General features: G+C 63.2%; 19 protein-coding genes. 7 read left to right on the top strand and 12 right to left on the bottom strand.

All coding sequences use genetic code 11. The annotated features are described in order from the left end of the window. Positions 1 to 136: 136 nt before the first annotated feature. The 4 genes from NM2_RS18795 to NM2_RS18785 all read right to left on the bottom strand — a co-directional run bounded on the left by NM2_RS18795 (position 137) and on the right by NM2_RS18785 (position 5,366). A complete protein-coding gene (locus NM2_RS18795) occupies positions 137 to 1,690 on the bottom strand; it encodes a class I adenylate-forming enzyme family protein (RefSeq protein WP_245718104.1) in 1,554 nt (517 codons plus the stop codon). A gap of 204 nt (positions 1,691 to 1,894) precedes the next feature. Beyond that, complete coding sequence (locus NM2_RS49115; RefSeq protein ID WP_169816193.1) at positions 1,895 to 3,247, bottom strand: caspase family protein; 1,353 nt, start codon at positions 3,245 to 3,247, stop codon at positions 1,895 to 1,897. A 22-nt stretch (positions 3,248 to 3,269) separates the two neighbouring features. Continuing rightward, positions 3,270 to 3,623: an effector-associated constant component EACC1 gene (locus tag NM2_RS18790; protein ID WP_157121168.1), complete on the bottom strand. Its 354-nt coding sequence runs from the start codon at positions 3,621 to 3,623 to the stop codon at positions 3,270 to 3,272. Between the two features lie 273 nt (positions 3,624 to 3,896). Next, positions 3,897 to 5,366, bottom strand: a complete 1,470-nt coding sequence (locus tag NM2_RS18785; protein WP_067670340.1) for an MDR family MFS transporter — start codon at positions 5,364 to 5,366, stop codon at positions 3,897 to 3,899. Between the two features lie 705 nt (positions 5,367 to 6,071). On the opposite strand from NM2_RS18785, the gene NM2_RS18775 reads away from it, so the two are divergent. Next, positions 6,072 to 6,959, top strand: coding sequence for a Sco1979 family transcriptional regulator (locus NM2_RS18775; RefSeq protein WP_067670538.1), 888 nt, complete (start codon positions 6,072 to 6,074; stop codon positions 6,957 to 6,959). A 93-nt stretch (positions 6,960 to 7,052) separates the two neighbouring features. Here the strand turns inward: NM2_RS18775 and NM2_RS18770 are convergent, their stop codons facing one another. From NM2_RS18770 to NM2_RS18760, 3 genes are all read right to left on the bottom strand, one after another. Further along, a complete protein-coding gene (locus NM2_RS18770; protein ID WP_245718103.1) occupies positions 7,053 to 7,523 on the bottom strand; it encodes a GtrA family protein in 471 nt (156 codons plus the stop codon). A 419-nt stretch (positions 7,524 to 7,942) separates the two neighbouring features. Then, positions 7,943 to 8,578, bottom strand: a complete 636-nt coding sequence (locus NM2_RS18765) for a DUF6461 domain-containing protein (RefSeq protein WP_067670336.1) — start codon at positions 8,576 to 8,578, stop codon at positions 7,943 to 7,945. Positions 8,579 to 8,652: 74 nt separating this feature from the next. Then, entirely contained in the window at positions 8,653 to 9,171 is a 519-nt protein-coding gene (locus NM2_RS18760) for a hypothetical protein (protein WP_067670334.1), read from the bottom strand. Positions 9,172 to 9,725: 554 nt separating this feature from the next. On the opposite strand from NM2_RS18760, the gene NM2_RS18755 reads away from it, so the two are divergent. Genes NM2_RS18755 through NM2_RS18745 form a run of 4 tightly spaced genes read left to right on the top strand, consistent with a single transcriptional unit; the run spans position 9,726 to position 11,175 of the window. After that, positions 9,726 to 10,616, top strand: coding sequence for a helix-turn-helix domain-containing protein (locus NM2_RS18755; RefSeq protein WP_084531233.1), 891 nt, complete (start codon positions 9,726 to 9,728; stop codon positions 10,614 to 10,616). Continuing rightward, entirely contained in the window at positions 10,613 to 10,819 is a 207-nt protein-coding gene (locus tag NM2_RS18750; RefSeq protein ID WP_067670333.1) for a DUF397 domain-containing protein, read from the top strand. The genes NM2_RS18755 and NM2_RS18750 overlap by 4 nt, the downstream gene beginning before the upstream one ends. A gap of 28 nt (positions 10,820 to 10,847) precedes the next feature. Beyond that, positions 10,848 to 10,958 carry a DUF397 domain-containing protein gene (locus NM2_RS47585; RefSeq protein ID WP_084531231.1) on the top strand — a complete coding sequence of 37 codons (111 nt, stop codon included), beginning with the start codon at positions 10,848 to 10,850 and terminating at the stop codon, positions 10,956 to 10,958. Then, positions 10,933 to 11,175, top strand: coding sequence for a hypothetical protein (locus NM2_RS18745; protein ID WP_067670332.1), 243 nt, complete (start codon positions 10,933 to 10,935; stop codon positions 11,173 to 11,175). Before NM2_RS47585 ends, NM2_RS18745 begins: the two co-directional genes overlap by 26 nt. Positions 11,176 to 11,264: 89 nt before the next feature. Here the strand turns inward: NM2_RS18745 and NM2_RS49110 are convergent, their stop codons facing one another. Further along, positions 11,265 to 11,741, bottom strand: coding sequence for a hypothetical protein (locus NM2_RS49110; RefSeq protein ID WP_157121167.1), 477 nt, complete (start codon positions 11,739 to 11,741; stop codon positions 11,265 to 11,267). Here NM2_RS49110 and NM2_RS50235 point away from each other — a divergent pair. Both NM2_RS50235 and NM2_RS18735 read left to right on the top strand, forming a co-directional pair. Beyond that, positions 11,740 to 11,901, top strand: a complete 162-nt coding sequence (locus NM2_RS50235; protein ID WP_169816192.1) for a hypothetical protein — start codon at positions 11,740 to 11,742, stop codon at positions 11,899 to 11,901. The genes NM2_RS49110 and NM2_RS50235 overlap by 2 nt on opposite strands. 4 nt (positions 11,902 to 11,905) lie before the next feature. Then, complete coding sequence (locus NM2_RS18735; RefSeq protein WP_067670329.1) at positions 11,906 to 13,012, top strand: YeiH family protein; 1,107 nt, start codon at positions 11,906 to 11,908, stop codon at positions 13,010 to 13,012. Positions 13,013 to 13,378: 366 nt separating this feature from the next. On the opposite strand, the gene NM2_RS49105 is transcribed toward NM2_RS18735, so the two are convergent. From NM2_RS49105 to NM2_RS18720, 4 genes are read right to left on the bottom strand one after another with little or no spacing between them, the layout of a single operon-like run. Next, on the bottom strand, positions 13,379 to 13,780 hold the full coding sequence (locus NM2_RS49105) for a hypothetical protein (RefSeq protein ID WP_157121166.1): 402 nt from the start codon (positions 13,778 to 13,780) through the stop codon (positions 13,379 to 13,381). Beyond that, a complete protein-coding gene (locus NM2_RS18730) occupies positions 13,777 to 15,120 on the bottom strand; it encodes a hypothetical protein (RefSeq protein ID WP_067670327.1) in 1,344 nt (447 codons plus the stop codon). The genes NM2_RS49105 and NM2_RS18730 overlap by 4 nt, the downstream gene beginning before the upstream one ends. Then, positions 15,117 to 15,422, bottom strand: a complete 306-nt coding sequence (locus NM2_RS18725) for a WXG100 family type VII secretion target (protein WP_067670325.1) — start codon at positions 15,420 to 15,422, stop codon at positions 15,117 to 15,119. Before NM2_RS18725 ends, NM2_RS18730 begins: the two co-directional genes overlap by 4 nt. Further along, positions 15,419 to 15,754 carry a WXG100 family type VII secretion target gene (locus tag NM2_RS18720; protein WP_067670531.1) on the bottom strand — a complete coding sequence of 112 codons (336 nt, stop codon included), beginning with the start codon at positions 15,752 to 15,754 and terminating at the stop codon, positions 15,419 to 15,421. The genes NM2_RS18725 and NM2_RS18720 overlap by 4 nt, the downstream gene beginning before the upstream one ends. Positions 15,755 to 15,828: the final 74 nt, after the last annotated feature.

The raw sequence follows: 15,828 nt of genomic DNA, 5'->3' as shown, positions 1-15,828 counted from the left end.
CGACGCGGTCGGCAGGACGGGCACCCCCTCGACGGGCCGGTCGAGCAGGATCACCGCCAGGTCGTCGCGCCCCAGCCGGGATCGAGACGTCGATCGGATGGGCATGAGGCTTGCCGCGGAACGGATTCGGCGGCGCTCAGGTGAGGGCGTCCTCGACGATCAGCGCGCGTAACCGCCGCCGGTCGAGCTTGCCCGACGGCAGGGTGGGGATGCGGTCGCTCGGCGTGACGAACCAGCGGGTGGGCACCTTGTACGCGGACAGCTGTTCGCGGGTGCGGGTGCGCAGGGAATCCAGGTCGATATCGGGTGCGGCCGGGATGACGACGGCACAGACCTGTTCGCCGCGGGTCGGGTCCTCGACGCCCAGGACGATGCACTGCCGTACGTCATCGAAGGATTCGACGACGGCCTCGACCTCGCGAGGAGATACGTTCGCGCCCGCCGACTTGATCAGTTCGCTGGTGCGGCCGACGTAGAACAGGCGGGGGTCGCCGGTGATGCGGTAGACCAGATCGCCGGTGTGGTACCAGCCGTCAGGGTCGAAGACCTCGGCGCGTTCGCGCTTGTTGTATCCGGCCATCACCCCGACGCCACGGATGAGCAGTTCGCCGACGTCCCCGTCGGGCGTCTGGGCGCCGTCCGATCCGATGATGCGAATCTCGGTGTACGCGAAACTCCCCGCCGTCTCGGTCAGGCTGCGATGCACCGGAAACTGTTCCGGCACACCGGCCATCGCGATATCGAGCGGTCCGTCCCGCAGCATGGGCGCACTGGACAGATCGCGCTCGCCGAAGGTGGGATGTTCGCGCAGCCGCTGGGTGAACGCGGGCCAGCCGATCACCCCGACGGCGCGTTCGCGTTCGATGAGATCCAGTCCGGGCCCGGGATCGAGCCGAGGCAGCACCAGCAGCGTGACCGGTTCGTGCAACGCCCCCGTCGCGGCCAGGACGCCGCCGATCCAGAACATCGGCATCGCGCACAGGATGCGCGGCGTGCCCGGCGTCTGCGTGATGTGCCGGATCGCCGCGGGCCAGGTGCTGGTCTGCCGGACCAGCGTCCCGTGCGTGTGCAGCACGCCCTTGGGATCGGCGGTGGATCCGGAGGTGTGGATCATGATCGCGGGATCCGCCGGTGACACCTCGTTCTCGACCGCGGTGAGTATCTCCGGCGACACCGCGGGCAGATCCGCACTCCATCCGGTCGCCCAGTCGCGGCCGGGCGCTCCGGTCAGGACAATCTCCCGCAGATACGGCGTCTCGGGCAGTTGCAGCGCGCCCGCCGTCGAGGCGGTCAGTCCGGGCAGCGCCGCCTCGAACGTATCGCCGGTATCGGTGGTGAGTACCCGCCCCGGTGCGACGAACAGCTGAATATCCGCCAGCCGCAACACCTTCCGAATCTCGGCCGGGGCGTACATCGTGCTCAGCGGCACCGCGACCGCACCGATCCGGCTGACCGCGAGCCACCACGTCACCCATTCGGGACCATTCGTGAAGAACAACCCGACCCGAGCGCCCTTACCCAACCCTTTGTGCAGCAGGCGCCGCGCGATCTCGGCGGAACGTCGGTCGGCGTCGGCGTAGGTGAGCCGATCGTCGGTGGTCACCACATACGGCTCGGGTCCGACCTCACGCACACAACGCCGAAGCAGTTCGGGAATGGTCGAACCCGGTTCGACGTCTGAAGTGGACACCCCTCCATGATAGAGCAGGGTTCTCATATACAGAGAATATGGTTCTGATCCAGCCGCGGTTCAGGGCAAGGGCATCTCGCGTAGACCTCGCCCTGGAAGCCTCTATGAACGTTTCCCTCCGGACAGGCCCCACCGCCTGGCAACCCTCGACGAGCTAACGGGCGTACCAACTGGACGCACGGCGAGCTGGTGGCCGTGAACGCATCAGAGAATATCCGGGCGTAGTCTGGGATCTCGCGCTAGAAATTCTCTCTCGCTGTGCACTACCCGCTCTCCGGCGAATCGGTCGAGCGCGGCCAAAAGCTCTTTTTTGGTAGCGCCGAATGCTCCGATTCGGGAAATTATTGTGTGATAGCCGAGTTTGCTCAACTCGCTGGAGATATGGAAATGAGTTTCGCCCGGGAGATCAGGAACCTCGGGACGCAACCGCACGATCAAAGCGTGGTTGGCATCGTGGATCTCTTTTAGTTTCGGGTTCACAGTACCTGGTAGCGGCCGGACGACACCCACGTGAGAAATGTCCTTCCAGGGGAAGAATGAGCGTCCCTCGGGCCGCAGTGCGCTTTTGCTCCACGTCATGGTGAGGCCGGTCCGGTCGATAATCAAAGTTGGATCTTTGGCTCCGACTCGTCTATTTGCATGAAAGAAGAGTGTAGTGACGGAATAGAGTACCAGCGCTACCGGCACTCCTTGCCAAATCCAGCCAGGATCATGGTTGGCGACGGCAAAAAACGCGTATAAACCAAGGGACATCGCGGTCGTGAACGCACGAGCGCGACGCATTACCTGAAGTCCCTTCTCTCGAATTGCCGCCGTTTGCCCGGGACCGAAGCGCACCTCATCAGGTAAGGGATCAGTGGGCGGAAGGGGATCCACACGCCCTCGGGACAGCGCCAGGGCGCCCGCGGTGTCGGTTGCCCGTTGTTGGGGGCGGGGCAAGCCCCGGGATCGCAAGTCCTCAGCGACGGCAAGGTAGATGTCGTTCAGCTTCAGTGGTTCCGGGTTGTCCAAAGCAGTCAGCAGCGCGCCAGTGAACGCCGTATATTTGTGCCCGGCAAGCGAATAGGAGGGAGAATTGGCGGTAGTCGACGTCATCGTATATGTGCCCGCGATTGTGACCTGCTCGCTGAACAGTCCCTGTTGATCACTCATCGTCTCGATGGCCCGCCCTGAGAAACAGCAGTCAAGAATCAGCACCCTGGCCCTGGCCGCGCTGTTGCCGACATCCTCACGCAGCAGATCTACGGCCAGCGCACTGTATTTCGGTGCCTCAGCTCGTGTCTGACTCGTCGCCAGATGAAGGCGGCCGCGATCGTCGAGGAGACCGTGTCCGGCATAGTAGATCAGCAACATATCCGACGCTTCTCCCGCCGATTTGCCGATGAGATGGCCGAGCTCGGCCACAGACGACATCGGATCGGCGACTATGCAATTCTGGCTCTCTAGAACGCCTGTATCCGGATTGGTCAGCCTATGCCATAGCCCCACCAAGTTCTCTCGAACAGCGGGCAGGCGGGAAAGATCGGGTGACTCAGGAAAGTCGCTGACGCCGATCAAGACAGCACGAGATCGAACTGGATCAGGGAACCTCTTCACCGCTGTGCTCCGTCGTATCGATCAACCTGCCGATATCACGCACTAATGCGGACACGTCCGGAACTCGCCGCGCGTCCAGTTCGATGCTGCGACCACCGGCGTCGGTCACAGTGATTTTCACGTCCGAGCGGCGCTGAGTGAGCCAGGTGGACAAGGAGCCGGCAAGTACCGCCCCGGCCCCGCCCGAGCTGAGCGCAACAGCCAGCACGTCGACCATTCCGCCCATTTCGTGACCAGTCTTGTCGAAAACAGGCTCGAGGCTCACTCGACCTCGCAGTTCATCCTCAGCGCGTAGCCACTCGAGTAGCGAGCGGAGCGACTCCGGACCGTCAGTCATCTTGATACACAAGCGCGTTGACGTCATGACACCACCATCGCAAGTTCAGGCCCATCTGTCACAGTCCTCGGCAAACAGGCTGGAGTAGTAGCGCATACCTGATTGTCGGGCCGCATCGGTTCACCTATTGGCGGTTGCCGGTCGCGCAGACCCCGTCCGATCCGGATGCTGGGTGGAACGCTCGATTACCGTCGAGCGGTTGGTTGCCGAACTCGAGAAGGTGCTCACCGCACGCGGTGCCCCTGGGGCGCTGCGCATGGACAACGGGCCGAATCAGTCCTCGATCAGTTCCGGTGCGGCACTCCCGGATTCGGCCAGCTCCTCCAGCGGGGTATTGCTGGAACGGTTCGGCAGCAGCACGGCCGTGACGATGACCAGCACGGACAGCCCGGCCGATACCAGGAATGCCAGCCGCAACCCGTCCAGGTTGGCCGAGATCGGGTCGGAGCCCTGCGCGATCAGTGAGGTCGCGCGGCTGGACATCACCGTGATCACCAGCGCCGTGCCGAAAGCGGCCGCGACCTGCTGCAAGGTTCCGAGGATGGAACTGCCGTGCGAGTACAGATGCTGCGGCAGCGCACCCAGGCTGAGCGTGAACACCGGCGTGAAGGCCGCGGCCAGCGACAGCATCAGCAGGATGTGCAGCGCCAGCAGCTCCCAATACGGCGTGTTCAGCGACAGTTGCGTCAGGCCGAACAGTGCGGCGGTGATCCCGATCGAGCCGGGAATCACCAGGACGCGTCCGCCGAATCGGTCGAACAGCCGCCCGATACTCGGGCCGAGCACGCCCATCGCCAGACCGCCGGGCATGACCAGCAGGCCGGTTTCGAGCGGGCTCAGATGCCGCAGATTCTGCAGGTACAGCGGCAGCAGCATGGTCGCGCCGAGCATCGCGAGGAAGGCGACCGACATCAGGATCAGGCCCTTGGTGTACGCGCCGTACCTCAGCGTGCGCAGATCCAGCAGCGGAGTTCCGTTGCGCTGCAACCGGATCTGCCGCCACGCGAACGCGCTGATCAGCACGATTCCGGCGACCACGACCAGCACCGGTTCCGCGACGCTGCCCTGCCCGAACAGGCTCAGCCCGTACACCAGACCGCCGAATCCCAACGCGGCGAACACCACGCTGATCCAGTCGATCGAACCGGTCTCCGGTTCACCGATGTTCTCCAGCTTCCGCAGCCCCAGCCACGTGACGCTCGCCGCGATCGGCAGCACCAGCACGAAAAGCCAACGCCAGGAAGCGATCTGCAATACCAGACCGGAAATGACCGGACCCATCGCCGGCGCCACGGAGATGGCGAGGGTGACATTGCCCATGACCCGGCCGCGATCGTGCTCGTGCACCACCGTCATCAGCGTGGTCATCAGCAGCGGCATCATCACCGCGGTGCCGCCCGCCTGGACGACGCGTCCGACCAGCAGGAATGCGAAGGAGGGCGAGACCGCAGCGATCGCGGTCCCGGCCAGGAACACGCTCATCGCGATGGCGTAGGCCCGGCGCGTGCTGACCCGTTGCAGGAACCAGCCGGTCACCGGGATGATCGCCGCCATGGCCAGCATGAACGCGGTGGATACCCACTGCGCGGCGATCTCGGTGACGTGCAGATCCGTCATCAGGCGCGGGATCGCGTTGATCATGATGGTCTCGTTCAGGATCACCACGAAGGTCGCGAGTACCAGGAGCCGGATGACGACCGGCGTCCGCCGTTTCGTTGGACGAACGTCTAGTTGGGCGGACATCAGGTACCTCCGGAGCGGCTGACGGGCGTTGAACGATGCGTGGCCCGATGCCGGGGATCCGGCGGTGATGCCACATGAGTACGGACGGGGTCGATTCCCACAACTCATCGGTCGCGCGAAAGTATTCCAGCGCACCCGGCCCGAGTCACTCGATTTTTCCGGTCGCGGGATCAGGATCGCGCGCTACCGCGCCTTGTGCCGCGCTCTCCCGCACCCCTGTCGGCTCGTGCGCCGATGCGTGATCGGGCCCGGCTCGATCGGTTCGAAACCCTCGAAGACTCCGCGCATTTGCCGGTGGTTGTCCGTCCCGCCCATCGAGTAATTCCGCATGCGCGCGGAATGCGTTATGTCGGTGCACATCTCGATGATGTGATCGGTGGACACGGTTGTCCTCCTGGCGGATTCGGCCGCGTGCCGCTGGCTGGTGGATCGGGAGATCACCCGATATTCCCTGGGGCAGTGGAGGATTCGGCCAGCATGGGCGTCATGTTCATCGATTGTTCCGGAGTGCCCTGCGAGGTCGGAACCGACCGGTCGGACACCGTTCGCCACCTTGCGATCACCATAGGACACGATCGCCGGGAGCGCGGGGAGATTCGACTCGTCCCATTGCCGGGCGATAACATGGACTCCGGCGCGCTGCACTTCGTGACGAACGGGCTCGCTTCCGCGCCTTCGCCGGACCTCGACTATCGGAGCAGATTCATGGCCGCAGAGTTCTTCCGGATCTCGGGCTCGGACAATATCGTGGCCGACCGCGGCCCGACCGCACTGCGGATCGTGGTCGGCGGACAGTTGCGCAAACTGCGCATCGCGGCCGGTATCAGTCCCGAGCAGGCCGGGGACCGCATTCGCGGTTCGCATGCCAAGATCAGTCGGCTCGAGCTGGGGCGTACGGGTTTCAAGGAACGCGACGTCCGGGATCTGCTGAATATGTACGGGGTACGCGATCCGGTCGAGGTGCAGTCGTTCCTCGAACTGGTCCGCCGCGCCAACGAGCCCGGCTGGTGGCATCGCTACGGCGATCTGATGCCTGCCTGGTTCGAGACCTATCTCGGGCTCGAGCATGCGGCGCTGTCCATCCGGACCTTCGAGGCGCAGTTGGTGCCGGGTCTGTTGCAGACCGAGGCGTACGCCCGCGCGGTAGTCGCGCTCGGGCATGAGAACGTCGAGGCGACTCGCCGCGTGGAGCTGCGCAGACGTCGTCAGGAGCTGCTCGATCGCGAGAGCGGCCCGACGCTGTGGGCCGTCCTGGACGAGTCGGTGCTGCATCGCCCGATCGGCGGTGCGACCGTGCTGCGCGCCCAGCTCGAACATCTGGTGCGGATGTGCGACCACCTCCGCGTCACCATCCAGGTGCTGCCGTATTCCGCGGGCGGGCACGCGGCCCTGAGTGGCTCGTTCACCATGCTGCGCTTCGCCGAGGACGAACTCCCGGACATGGTCTACTCCGAGCAACTGACGAGTTCGCTGTATCTGGACCGCCAGAACGACCTGGAGAACTACCGCCGGGTGATGGACCGGATCAGTGTCCAGGCCGAGACACCCGATCGTTCCCGCCAGATGCTGCACGAGGCGGCAGAGCAGCTCTGAGTCCGGGCTGCTCGACCGGACTCGATTCCTGTGCGCGGCGTTGCGCACGATCTGCCGATGCTCCGTGGCATCGGGCGGTCGAATCGAATGTGCTCATTGCGCGCGGCGGAACACCACCCAACGCATGGCGCAGTACATGAACGCGGCCTCGCACGCGCCGGAGGCGATGCGGGCCAAGTGGTACTCGACACCCAGGGCCGATAGCGCTGCCGAAACCCCGAGGATGAACACCAGATAGTTCACGACAACCGCGCCGATGTACACCGCGAGCTGCGGCCCCACCGCCGAATGCGAGCGAAAATTCAGCGTCCGGTTCAGCACGTAACTCACCCCGAACGCGCACCCGTACGCCACGGTGACCGCGACCGGCACCGGCCACCCGAACCCGCTCCGCAGCAGCGTCAGCAACAGCAGATCGATCCCGAAGGTCCCGCTGTTGATCACCGCGAACCCCAGAAGTGTCGGTGCCACAACAGCATTCAGCCCGAATGGCAGCCGCGCGACCACCACCTCACAGGCCCGGTGAAACCGCTCGACCACCCGTGTCGACTCAGTCTTCGCCACAGCGTGCACCTCGCCAAGCTGCCAGGGCGAGATTGTGGGCAGATGATCAGTTTCCGAACGGAACCTGAACTGCGTCCCGGTAACGGTGGCACCGGGCATACGACCAGGTCTCGACCAGTCACCCCGCCCGCGTCGTCGTGCGCTTCGATCGTGGGATCGGCTACAGCTATCGGCGGGTCATTCCCAGCGGGGTCGCCGGGCCGCCGCGATGGAGAACCCAGTGGTATCGGGGTGACTGTTGTCGAGATCGCGGCGGCGTGTCCGCGAGGGGTACGTCGCCTCGGGCCTTGGGCGGACGATAGCAAATCCGGTGGATCCGACCTTGCCGCAACTTCAGGCGGCTGATGACGTTCGTGTTCGGGAAAGTTGTTGCAGAAGTGCAGGATCGGTCGCGGTTCGAATGCCGGGTCGGTCGTGGTTCAGCCGAAAGGTGTTATCAGTAGCGGGATTCGGCGTAGGTCGTCGAGGGTGTAGATGCCTGCGAGGGCGCTGATGGCGCGCATGCAGATGGCGAAGTCGGCTTCGCCGGGGTCGAGGTAGTCGAATTCGACTGTGCCCGCGGCCTCGAATGCGGCGCGGAGGTCGGGCGGCAGGTCGGCGAGGTCGGTTTCGAGTTCGAGGTCGTCGACGTTGATCCAGGCGAGTTGGGTGCCATCGGCGCAGTACGTGAGGCTTGCGTCGGCGTTGATGGAGAAGTAGCTCATGGCGGCGATTCGGCCGTCGGCGGAGAGGTCCGTCGGGTCCTCCGTTGCGCCGAAATCGTCGTAGACGAAGGTCCATTCGCCGATCCGGCCTGCCAGCAGGGCTGCTGCGGCGTCGCCTCGCGCCTCCCCGAGCGCCGCCTGCGGGAGGGACATGCGGTCCGGTTTGTGGTCCGGCAGTTCGCAGGGCCGGAACAGGCGCGGCTTCGCGCCGAGCGCCTCGAGCGCCTCGGCCGGTTCGAGCCCCTTGACCACGTGGACGCAGTGGTTGGGATCCTCGTACTCCAGGCCGCTGATCCACAGCGGAAAACCTTCGTCGTCAAGCGTATTCGGCGGGAACCCGGGTGTCGTCATACCAACCTCATCTCTCGATCGAGGGGGACCATACCCGAGGGCTGTGACAAGTTCGGGTCCATGATCGACGGCCTTCAAATCCATCGATTGAATTCGGGACGTGCCAGCTCGCACCACGCCGTTGTGCGGCCGTTCGTTCGATGCAGTCCGCATCGGATGGCCGTTCTGCGTATACGCTCGCTGATGAGATTGTCGGCGGCAGAGAGTATTTCGGCATTATCAGGGGAGTCGTGGACTTCGAGCACCAGGCGACTGGTCGAGACCGCGCGTACCCGGACCGTCATCCGGGTCGGCTCGATGGCATCGGCCGCCTGAACGACGGATACGAACGCCTTGGTCAGCTCGTAGATCGCGAGCTGGGCATCGAAAAGCGCATCGACCCAGAGCCATCGAGTGAGCGTGTTGCGAACGAACCGCCCGGCGATCGTCACCGAATCCCACTGCGCGGCAAGCTCTATCCGCTCGGCCCTGAGAATCGGCCCCGGCGGCGCACCGCTCTCGCCCCCCGCCCGCGACGCCAGATGCATGGCGACCGCCTCCAATTGCCCTGCGAGAATGATAATTTCGCGATCACTCAGCAATTTCGCCATCATGTCGACCTCATGATGGGAACACCAGGCGACCCGCGAGAACTCGTCCCTACGCGCCTCTTCGGGAATGCGATATGGCGGAGTACCACTACTATCGGTCACCGGCTCAACTCCCGACATGCGGTGCGTCGGCAGGTACAAGGCGACCCGCATCGATCAACTGCCGCTTGGCCTGTGCCTTTACTGGACAATTCGCAATGGAACATTCCAGATGCACCTGCATAATCGAATGCGCGTATTCAATTGTCATGGAAGACAATCGACTGTGATCCGTGATCGGAAGGTTGTACATCTCGGCCTGCTCCAATTGTGTGATGAATGATGCGCCCGTCGACCGCGAGCTGATATAACTTGCTGTAGAGGGAGTTTCGGCAAATCAGGGGATATTCCGTCCGCCGGGTGTCATCAGTACACCCTCGAACGGCGCAGTCCCGCACCGAAAAAGGTCCGATTCCGGCGGATTCCGGCCGGGGGAGTTTGTCGGACCGTGCCATCGCGGAGGCTGCCTCGGGAGGGTTTCCAGAATCCCCGTCACATCCGATAGCGAGGCTAACGAAATGACCATCACCAGCAGCACTCTCGCCTCCCGCGCCATGGGTCGCGAACTCCGCCGACTCCGAATCGCCAAGGGAATCGGCCAATCCCAGGCAGCGCGGGTGGCGGAGTTGTCTCCCCAGTCGATCGGCCGCTTGGAAGAGGGCCAGAACACCCGCATCACCAGCTTCCAGATCAACGCGCTGTGCGACGCGTACGCCGCGTCGGATGATGAGCGACGCGTGGTGCTCGACCTGGCGAGGGAGGCGCGGGCCGCACGCGAGGGCAAAACCGGGTGGTGGCGAGCCTATCTCGACAACTTCACTGAGGACTTCAATCACTATCTGGCCCTCGAGGAGGCGGCTGCTCAGATCACCTCTTGGTCGGTCAGCACCCTTCCGGGTCTGCTTCAGACTTCGGAATATCGACGTGCGATCGCCTGGGCGGAGGCTCCGAATGCACCTGCGGAGGAGATCGAGAAGCGCATCGAGTGGGCGACGAAACGACAAGCGCGGCTTGCGGCTCCGGACTTCACGGCCGAGATCTTTCTGTCGGAGGGTGTACTGCGAAGCCAGGTAGGAGGTCGTGGGGTGATGAAGAATCAGGCATGCCATCTTGCGGGAGTATCTGAGATGCCCAATGTTTCGATCTATGTGGTGCCGTTCGATGCGCGCAGCATCGTCGGCTTGCTGGCCGGTCCGTTTACCTTCATTGAATTTCCGCCATTGCCGCACTCGAAGTCGACTGAGTCGCCGATCATTTACGTGGAGGGCTACGCAGGGGACCTCTATCTCGAGCGTGCAGAAGAGATCGAGCGTTATCAGCGGGCTCTGGCGGAGATTCGCCGTGTATCGTTGGATCAAGGCAATTCCAGGGAGTTCATCCTGGCGGTAGCAAGGGAGTACGGCGAGTGAGCATCGACCTGTCCGGGGCCAAGTGGTACAAGTCCAGCCGCAGCAGCTCGACCAAGGATTGCGTGGAAGTCGCCCATCTCGATGAGGGCATGGTGGGGGTACGTGACTCCAAGAACCCGACGGGTCCAGCCCTGGTTTTCGAGCCGTCCGAGTGGGACGCTTTTACTCAGGGAGTCCAGGGCGGAACCTTCGATCGTGCTTGAATCCCTTCGCTAGCAAGGGAGTACGAGCATGAGCGTCGATCTGTCCGGGGCGAAGTGGTTCAAGTCCAGCCGCAGCAGTTCGCAGAAGGAATGTGTCGAGGTGGCTTATCTCGATGGTGCTTGCGTGCGTGGCGGGTGAGGACAGTACCGGCCAGCAGTGGGCGAGCACGTACGACAAGGCTGCCCAGCAGGCGTTTTCGGTGTCCGCGAAGCTTGTCACCGGGTGTGGGCAGACCCGGAACCTGATCGTCGTCGGTGCCTACAATCACCAAGTTGCCGAGAACGCCGCCAACCACAGCAAACTGCCGTCTCCGCCCGCCCCGCAGCTGGCCCATGATCCCTGTCCCGCCACGTGACGTATTCGGCTGCTGGGAAATGGAATTCCCGAGCCTTTCGGTTGGTCGATCATCAAAGATGCGGTTGCTCTGGGCCGGCCGAACGGGCATCAGGACGAAAAGGTTCGTATTGACCAGTATCGGGCGGGATTGGTTAGGAACTCTTCCCGGTGAGCTTCAGGCCCACCCCCTTCGTGGTTGGCGATATTGCAGGCGACTTCACGGCAGGTCGGGAGGTTGAACTCCGCAAGCGGGACGGAAGCAAGCGTCTTGGTCGACACCTCGCAACTCGTCTCGACGAAGAATTGAACCACGACTGGAAAGTTCATTTCGATGGTGGATGACCTTCGCCAGTTGGCTTCCGCAGCAGGGGATTTCGAGTGAGGTCGGCGAGGTCTCGGCGGTTGGTCGATGCTGGGCCGGTGGTGGTCGATGGGCGCGTCATCATCCTCGGGAATCTCGTCGTCGGACCGCTCCTCTTCGAATCCCGCTGATTCGATCACTTCTGCGGGAGCGCGGTCCCCTTCACCATTGCTGCTGATCGCAGCGGAGTGCGCTGCTGTCGCCGTGATGAGGGAGTCGGCCATGAGTGAACCGGATGCGGTGTCCAGCCCGGAGGGATCGGGGTCGAACTCCCCGGAAACGTCCGTGGTCCAGCGTATCGGCGTGGACTGGTGGGCGGTGATCGTCGCGGGAGCGTTCGTGCTGCTCGCGGTCGCCGGGGTCCTGCCGAAGATTCCGTGGTGATCCGATGAGCACCGAAACACCTACTCCGGCAGCGGAAACCGGGCGGCTCCGGGGTCCGCTCGCCTACCTGCCCGGTATCGTTCTGCTGATCGCGGTCGGCCTGCTCGGCAAGTACACCGAAATCTGGGTGAACGCCGTGGTCAAGGATCACCACTGGCGCTTTCCCGATATCGAATACGTGCTGTGGGCCATCATATTCGGGCTGATCATCGCCAATACCGTTGGCGTGCACCGGATTTTCAAGCCCGGTATCGGAAGTTACGAGTTCTGGCTGAAGGCGGGCATCGTCGCCTTGGGTTCCCGCTTCGTCCTCGGCGACGTCGCGAAGCTGGGCGGCACCAGCTTCGTGCTGATCCTGATCGATATGACGGTGGCGGGCGCGATCATCCTGACCGTCGCGCGGCTGCTGAACCTGTCCGGCAAGCTCGGCTCACTGCTGGCGATCGGCACCTCGATCTGCGGTGTCTCGGCCATCGTCGCCGCGCGTGGCACCATCCGCGCCCGCAATGCCGATGTCGGCTACGCCATCGCGGCCATTCTCACCCTGGGCGCGGTCGCGCTGTTCACACTGCCCGCGCTCGGCCATGGCCTGGGCCTGACCGATCACGAATTCGGGCTGTGGGCGGGCCTGGCCGTCGACAACACCGCCGAGACCACCGCTACCGGCTATGCCTACTCCGATGCCGCGGGCAAGGTGGCCGTGCTGGTGAAGTCGACCCGCAACGCGCTGATCGGGTTCGTCGTGCTGGGCTTCGCCCTGTTCTGGGCCGCGCGCGGCGAGGCCGACGCGCTCGCCCCCGGACTGCGCGCCAAGGCGGCGTTCGTGTGGGAGAAGTTTCCCAAGTTCGTGCTCGGCTTCCTGGCGGTGTCCGCGCTGGCGACAGTGCACTGGATCGACAAGGCACAGCTCACCAATCTGGGCAACGTGTCGAAGTGGGCGTTCCTGCTCACCTTCGCCGGAGTCGGGCTGAACACCGACTTCCGTGAACTCGGCCGCACGGGCTGGCGTCCGCTGGCGGTGGCGGTGGTCGGGCTGGTCGTGGTCGCGACGGTGTCGCTGGGGTTGGTGCTGTTCACCGTGCGCGTGTTGCATTGGGGCGTGGCCGACTGATCGGGCACCGGCTGCCAGTGGCGCAATCGAGCAGGTTGCGGCGCACCGACACTGAGGGAACCCGAGCGAATCCTTCGGGCTCCTTGCGGTTTTGGTCGCTGGCCATGCCCTGTGATTCGCCGAAAGGTATGACCGGCAACGGGATTCGGGCCGGATCGTCTCCGGTAATCCGCCCGTATGGCCGTATCGCCGGCAGGCCCCGGCATGTCGTCGGTGAAGGTCCGTCCGGTGAGCGCAAGCGGATCCCAGTCGGGCAAGCAGCTCGAGCTCCCTCTGTACATCTCATCGAATCGCCCTGGGCGGCAGCGAAGATCGGTGCCCAGTCATCCGACAACTCACACAGGAGGAAATGTTCAAGTTTATCCCTCACGGCAGGTCAAGGCTGGATTGCGTGGGGTCTATTCTTCTCGCGGATGCTCCATCGTCCCGTCCTGGTGTGTTTGATTTAATATCATGGATATCGTCTGCGGTCAGTCCCAGATACTCATTATCTGAATTTGGTTCGAATATACTGTCTAGATTGAGGTCGACGTTCTGTGGCTCCTGGACAGTGATCTCGTGCGTGGGCCATTTTAAGATGATGAGACGCGCTGTGCCGTCCGACAGTAGCTGGTTTACGACAGTGCGTGTCAGTTCTTTTGCGGTAACGTCGTCAAGATTAAATTCAGATCCTCTGGCGAGCCAGAGAATTTCGTATATACCGACATCGTCCATTTCTAGATGGTCGATGGCCTCTTGTAACAGCCGCAGGTAGATCGCAGAGCTCATTTCGATCCTCCGAGAGTTGGATTTCCTGCTAATGGCACTTTAGTTGTGCCTCCGTTCTGTGACACCTCAACATAGGGTCCGTGGGTGAGAGGGTTGGGTCGGTTCCCGTCGGTGTATCCGGGCATGATCCTGATCTGGCGCCCGAAATTTTGCGGATCACGATACACGGTTCCGTCGCCGCTCTTGCTTGGCGACTGAGTCCAGTCGGACGGTATGCCTTTTGCGACTTCCTCCATAGTTTTCCCGGTAAGTGATTGAGGATCGAATGTCTTCGGATCGCGCACATTGGGTAGCTCGGCGTTGTCGCCGTCACCAGTGCCTTCTGCGTCGATAATTGCCTTCATGGCGATGATCGCGGCGAGGTTCTTCACGGCCTTGTCGAGATCGACTACAGGGATGGCGTGGAAGGCGTCGATGACGCCGACCGCACCGGCGGCCAGGCTGGTCAAACCGATGACCTTGGTCATGCGGCTGGCCTGATAGGTGGTTTCGATGGCTTCGACGGTGGCGACCACATCGGCGTCGATCGCGGCAGTGGCCGCGGCGGCGGAAGTGCCGAGACTGAACAGGGCCATTACGCCGCCGGCGATGGCGGTGACGGCGATAGTCAACTCGAGGGTGTTTATCTTGCTCGACGTGTCATGGCCGAGGGCTACCGTGGCGTCGTGATAGTCGCCGACCGGTCCGGCCATGGCCTTGGCTGCGGTGGAGACGGTGTCCGCACTGGTCTTCAGGGTGGTGAAATGGTCCTGGAGCAGTTGCCGGTTGGTGGCGTCGTCCATGTGGTCGAACTGGGCCGAGATCGCCGAGATATGGCCAGCGGCATCGGTTATCGTGTCATGGTTGGCGAAGGTATTCCAGGTGGTGTGGGCTGCGCTGAGTTTGGTGGCGTCTCCGTTGGGGAGTTTTCCGAAGGCGGACAACACTTTTGCTACGAGTCTGTCGAAGAACGCTTTGACCCCACCGTGGTCCGCGAATCCAATTCCGTTGTCGGCCACGGACGACGGAACCTGGACCTGGTACTCACCTACCTGGGCGACACTCGGTTGCGGCGGTGCCGGATTGCTCTTGTTCGCGATTCCGTAGTTGTAACCCATCGCGTACAGGACTGATCCGTAGTTGGTGAGGGCATTGGCCAGGCTGGAACATGCCTGCAATGTCTGCTGAGCGGATTTGTCATATGCCCTGCCCCACTCCTTGCAGCCCGGCGCGTCTCCTGCCATTCCCGCGCACTGACCCTTGACCGCCTGGTGTATGGGTTTATCGGCGCTGCGCAGGTCGTCGGCGAGGTCGTGGCACTTCTTGGCGGCGTCGTAGTAGACCTGCCAGTCGACGATCATGCCTGCCCGGACTGCAGGATCCGGCGGTTTACATCGACCGCATTGGTATAGCGTCCGTGGGCCTTCTGTGCGGCGTCGCTCATCGTCGCGACGCCCTCGGCGAACTCGCGGGCGCTGGACAGCCAGGCTGTGTGGGCATCGTTGTACGCACTCGCGGCCTTGCTTTCCCAGCTGCCACCCGAGAGCGTACGAACCTTGCGGTCGAGCTCGTTCAGATGATCATGCAGAAATTCGGCCAGTCCGCTCAGGCGAGAGACGATCCGGTCGAGTTGCTCGAGATCTACGGTGAACTCCGAACTCACGGCAGGTCCAGACTGGAGATGTGGGAGGCGTTGGAGGTATCGGTGGACTGATAGGCGTCGGCTGTGACACCGAGTTTTTCTGCCAACGCGGTCAGATCTTGCAGGAGTTGCTTGCCGCCGTCGTGAGTTTCGCTCCAGCCCGACGAGAACTCATCGGCGAGATCGCCCTTCCAGCTGGAGGACAGCAACTGGTCGACCTCGCGAGCGGCGGAGGCCAGGGCCTGTTTCATCGTGTCAGCGATGTCGTATGCGTATCGGCCGACTGCCTGTACATCCTCTGGAACAACCGACAGGTTCTGACCTACTCCGGACGGTCCCCCGCTCCCGCTCATGTGCTCGACCATAGCTCAGGCCAACCGCGGAGGTCTATGCCGAAGCGTCGGAGTAGTTGCTCCCGCTGCGCACG

Origin of the sequence: Nocardia miyunensis NBRC 108239 (assembly GCF_001613065.1) — a bacterium.
In the GTDB taxonomy this organism is placed as follows: Bacteria; Actinomycetota; Actinomycetes; order Mycobacteriales; family Mycobacteriaceae; genus Nocardia; species Nocardia miyunensis.
This window is presented reverse-complemented; position numbering and strand designations above follow the sequence as displayed.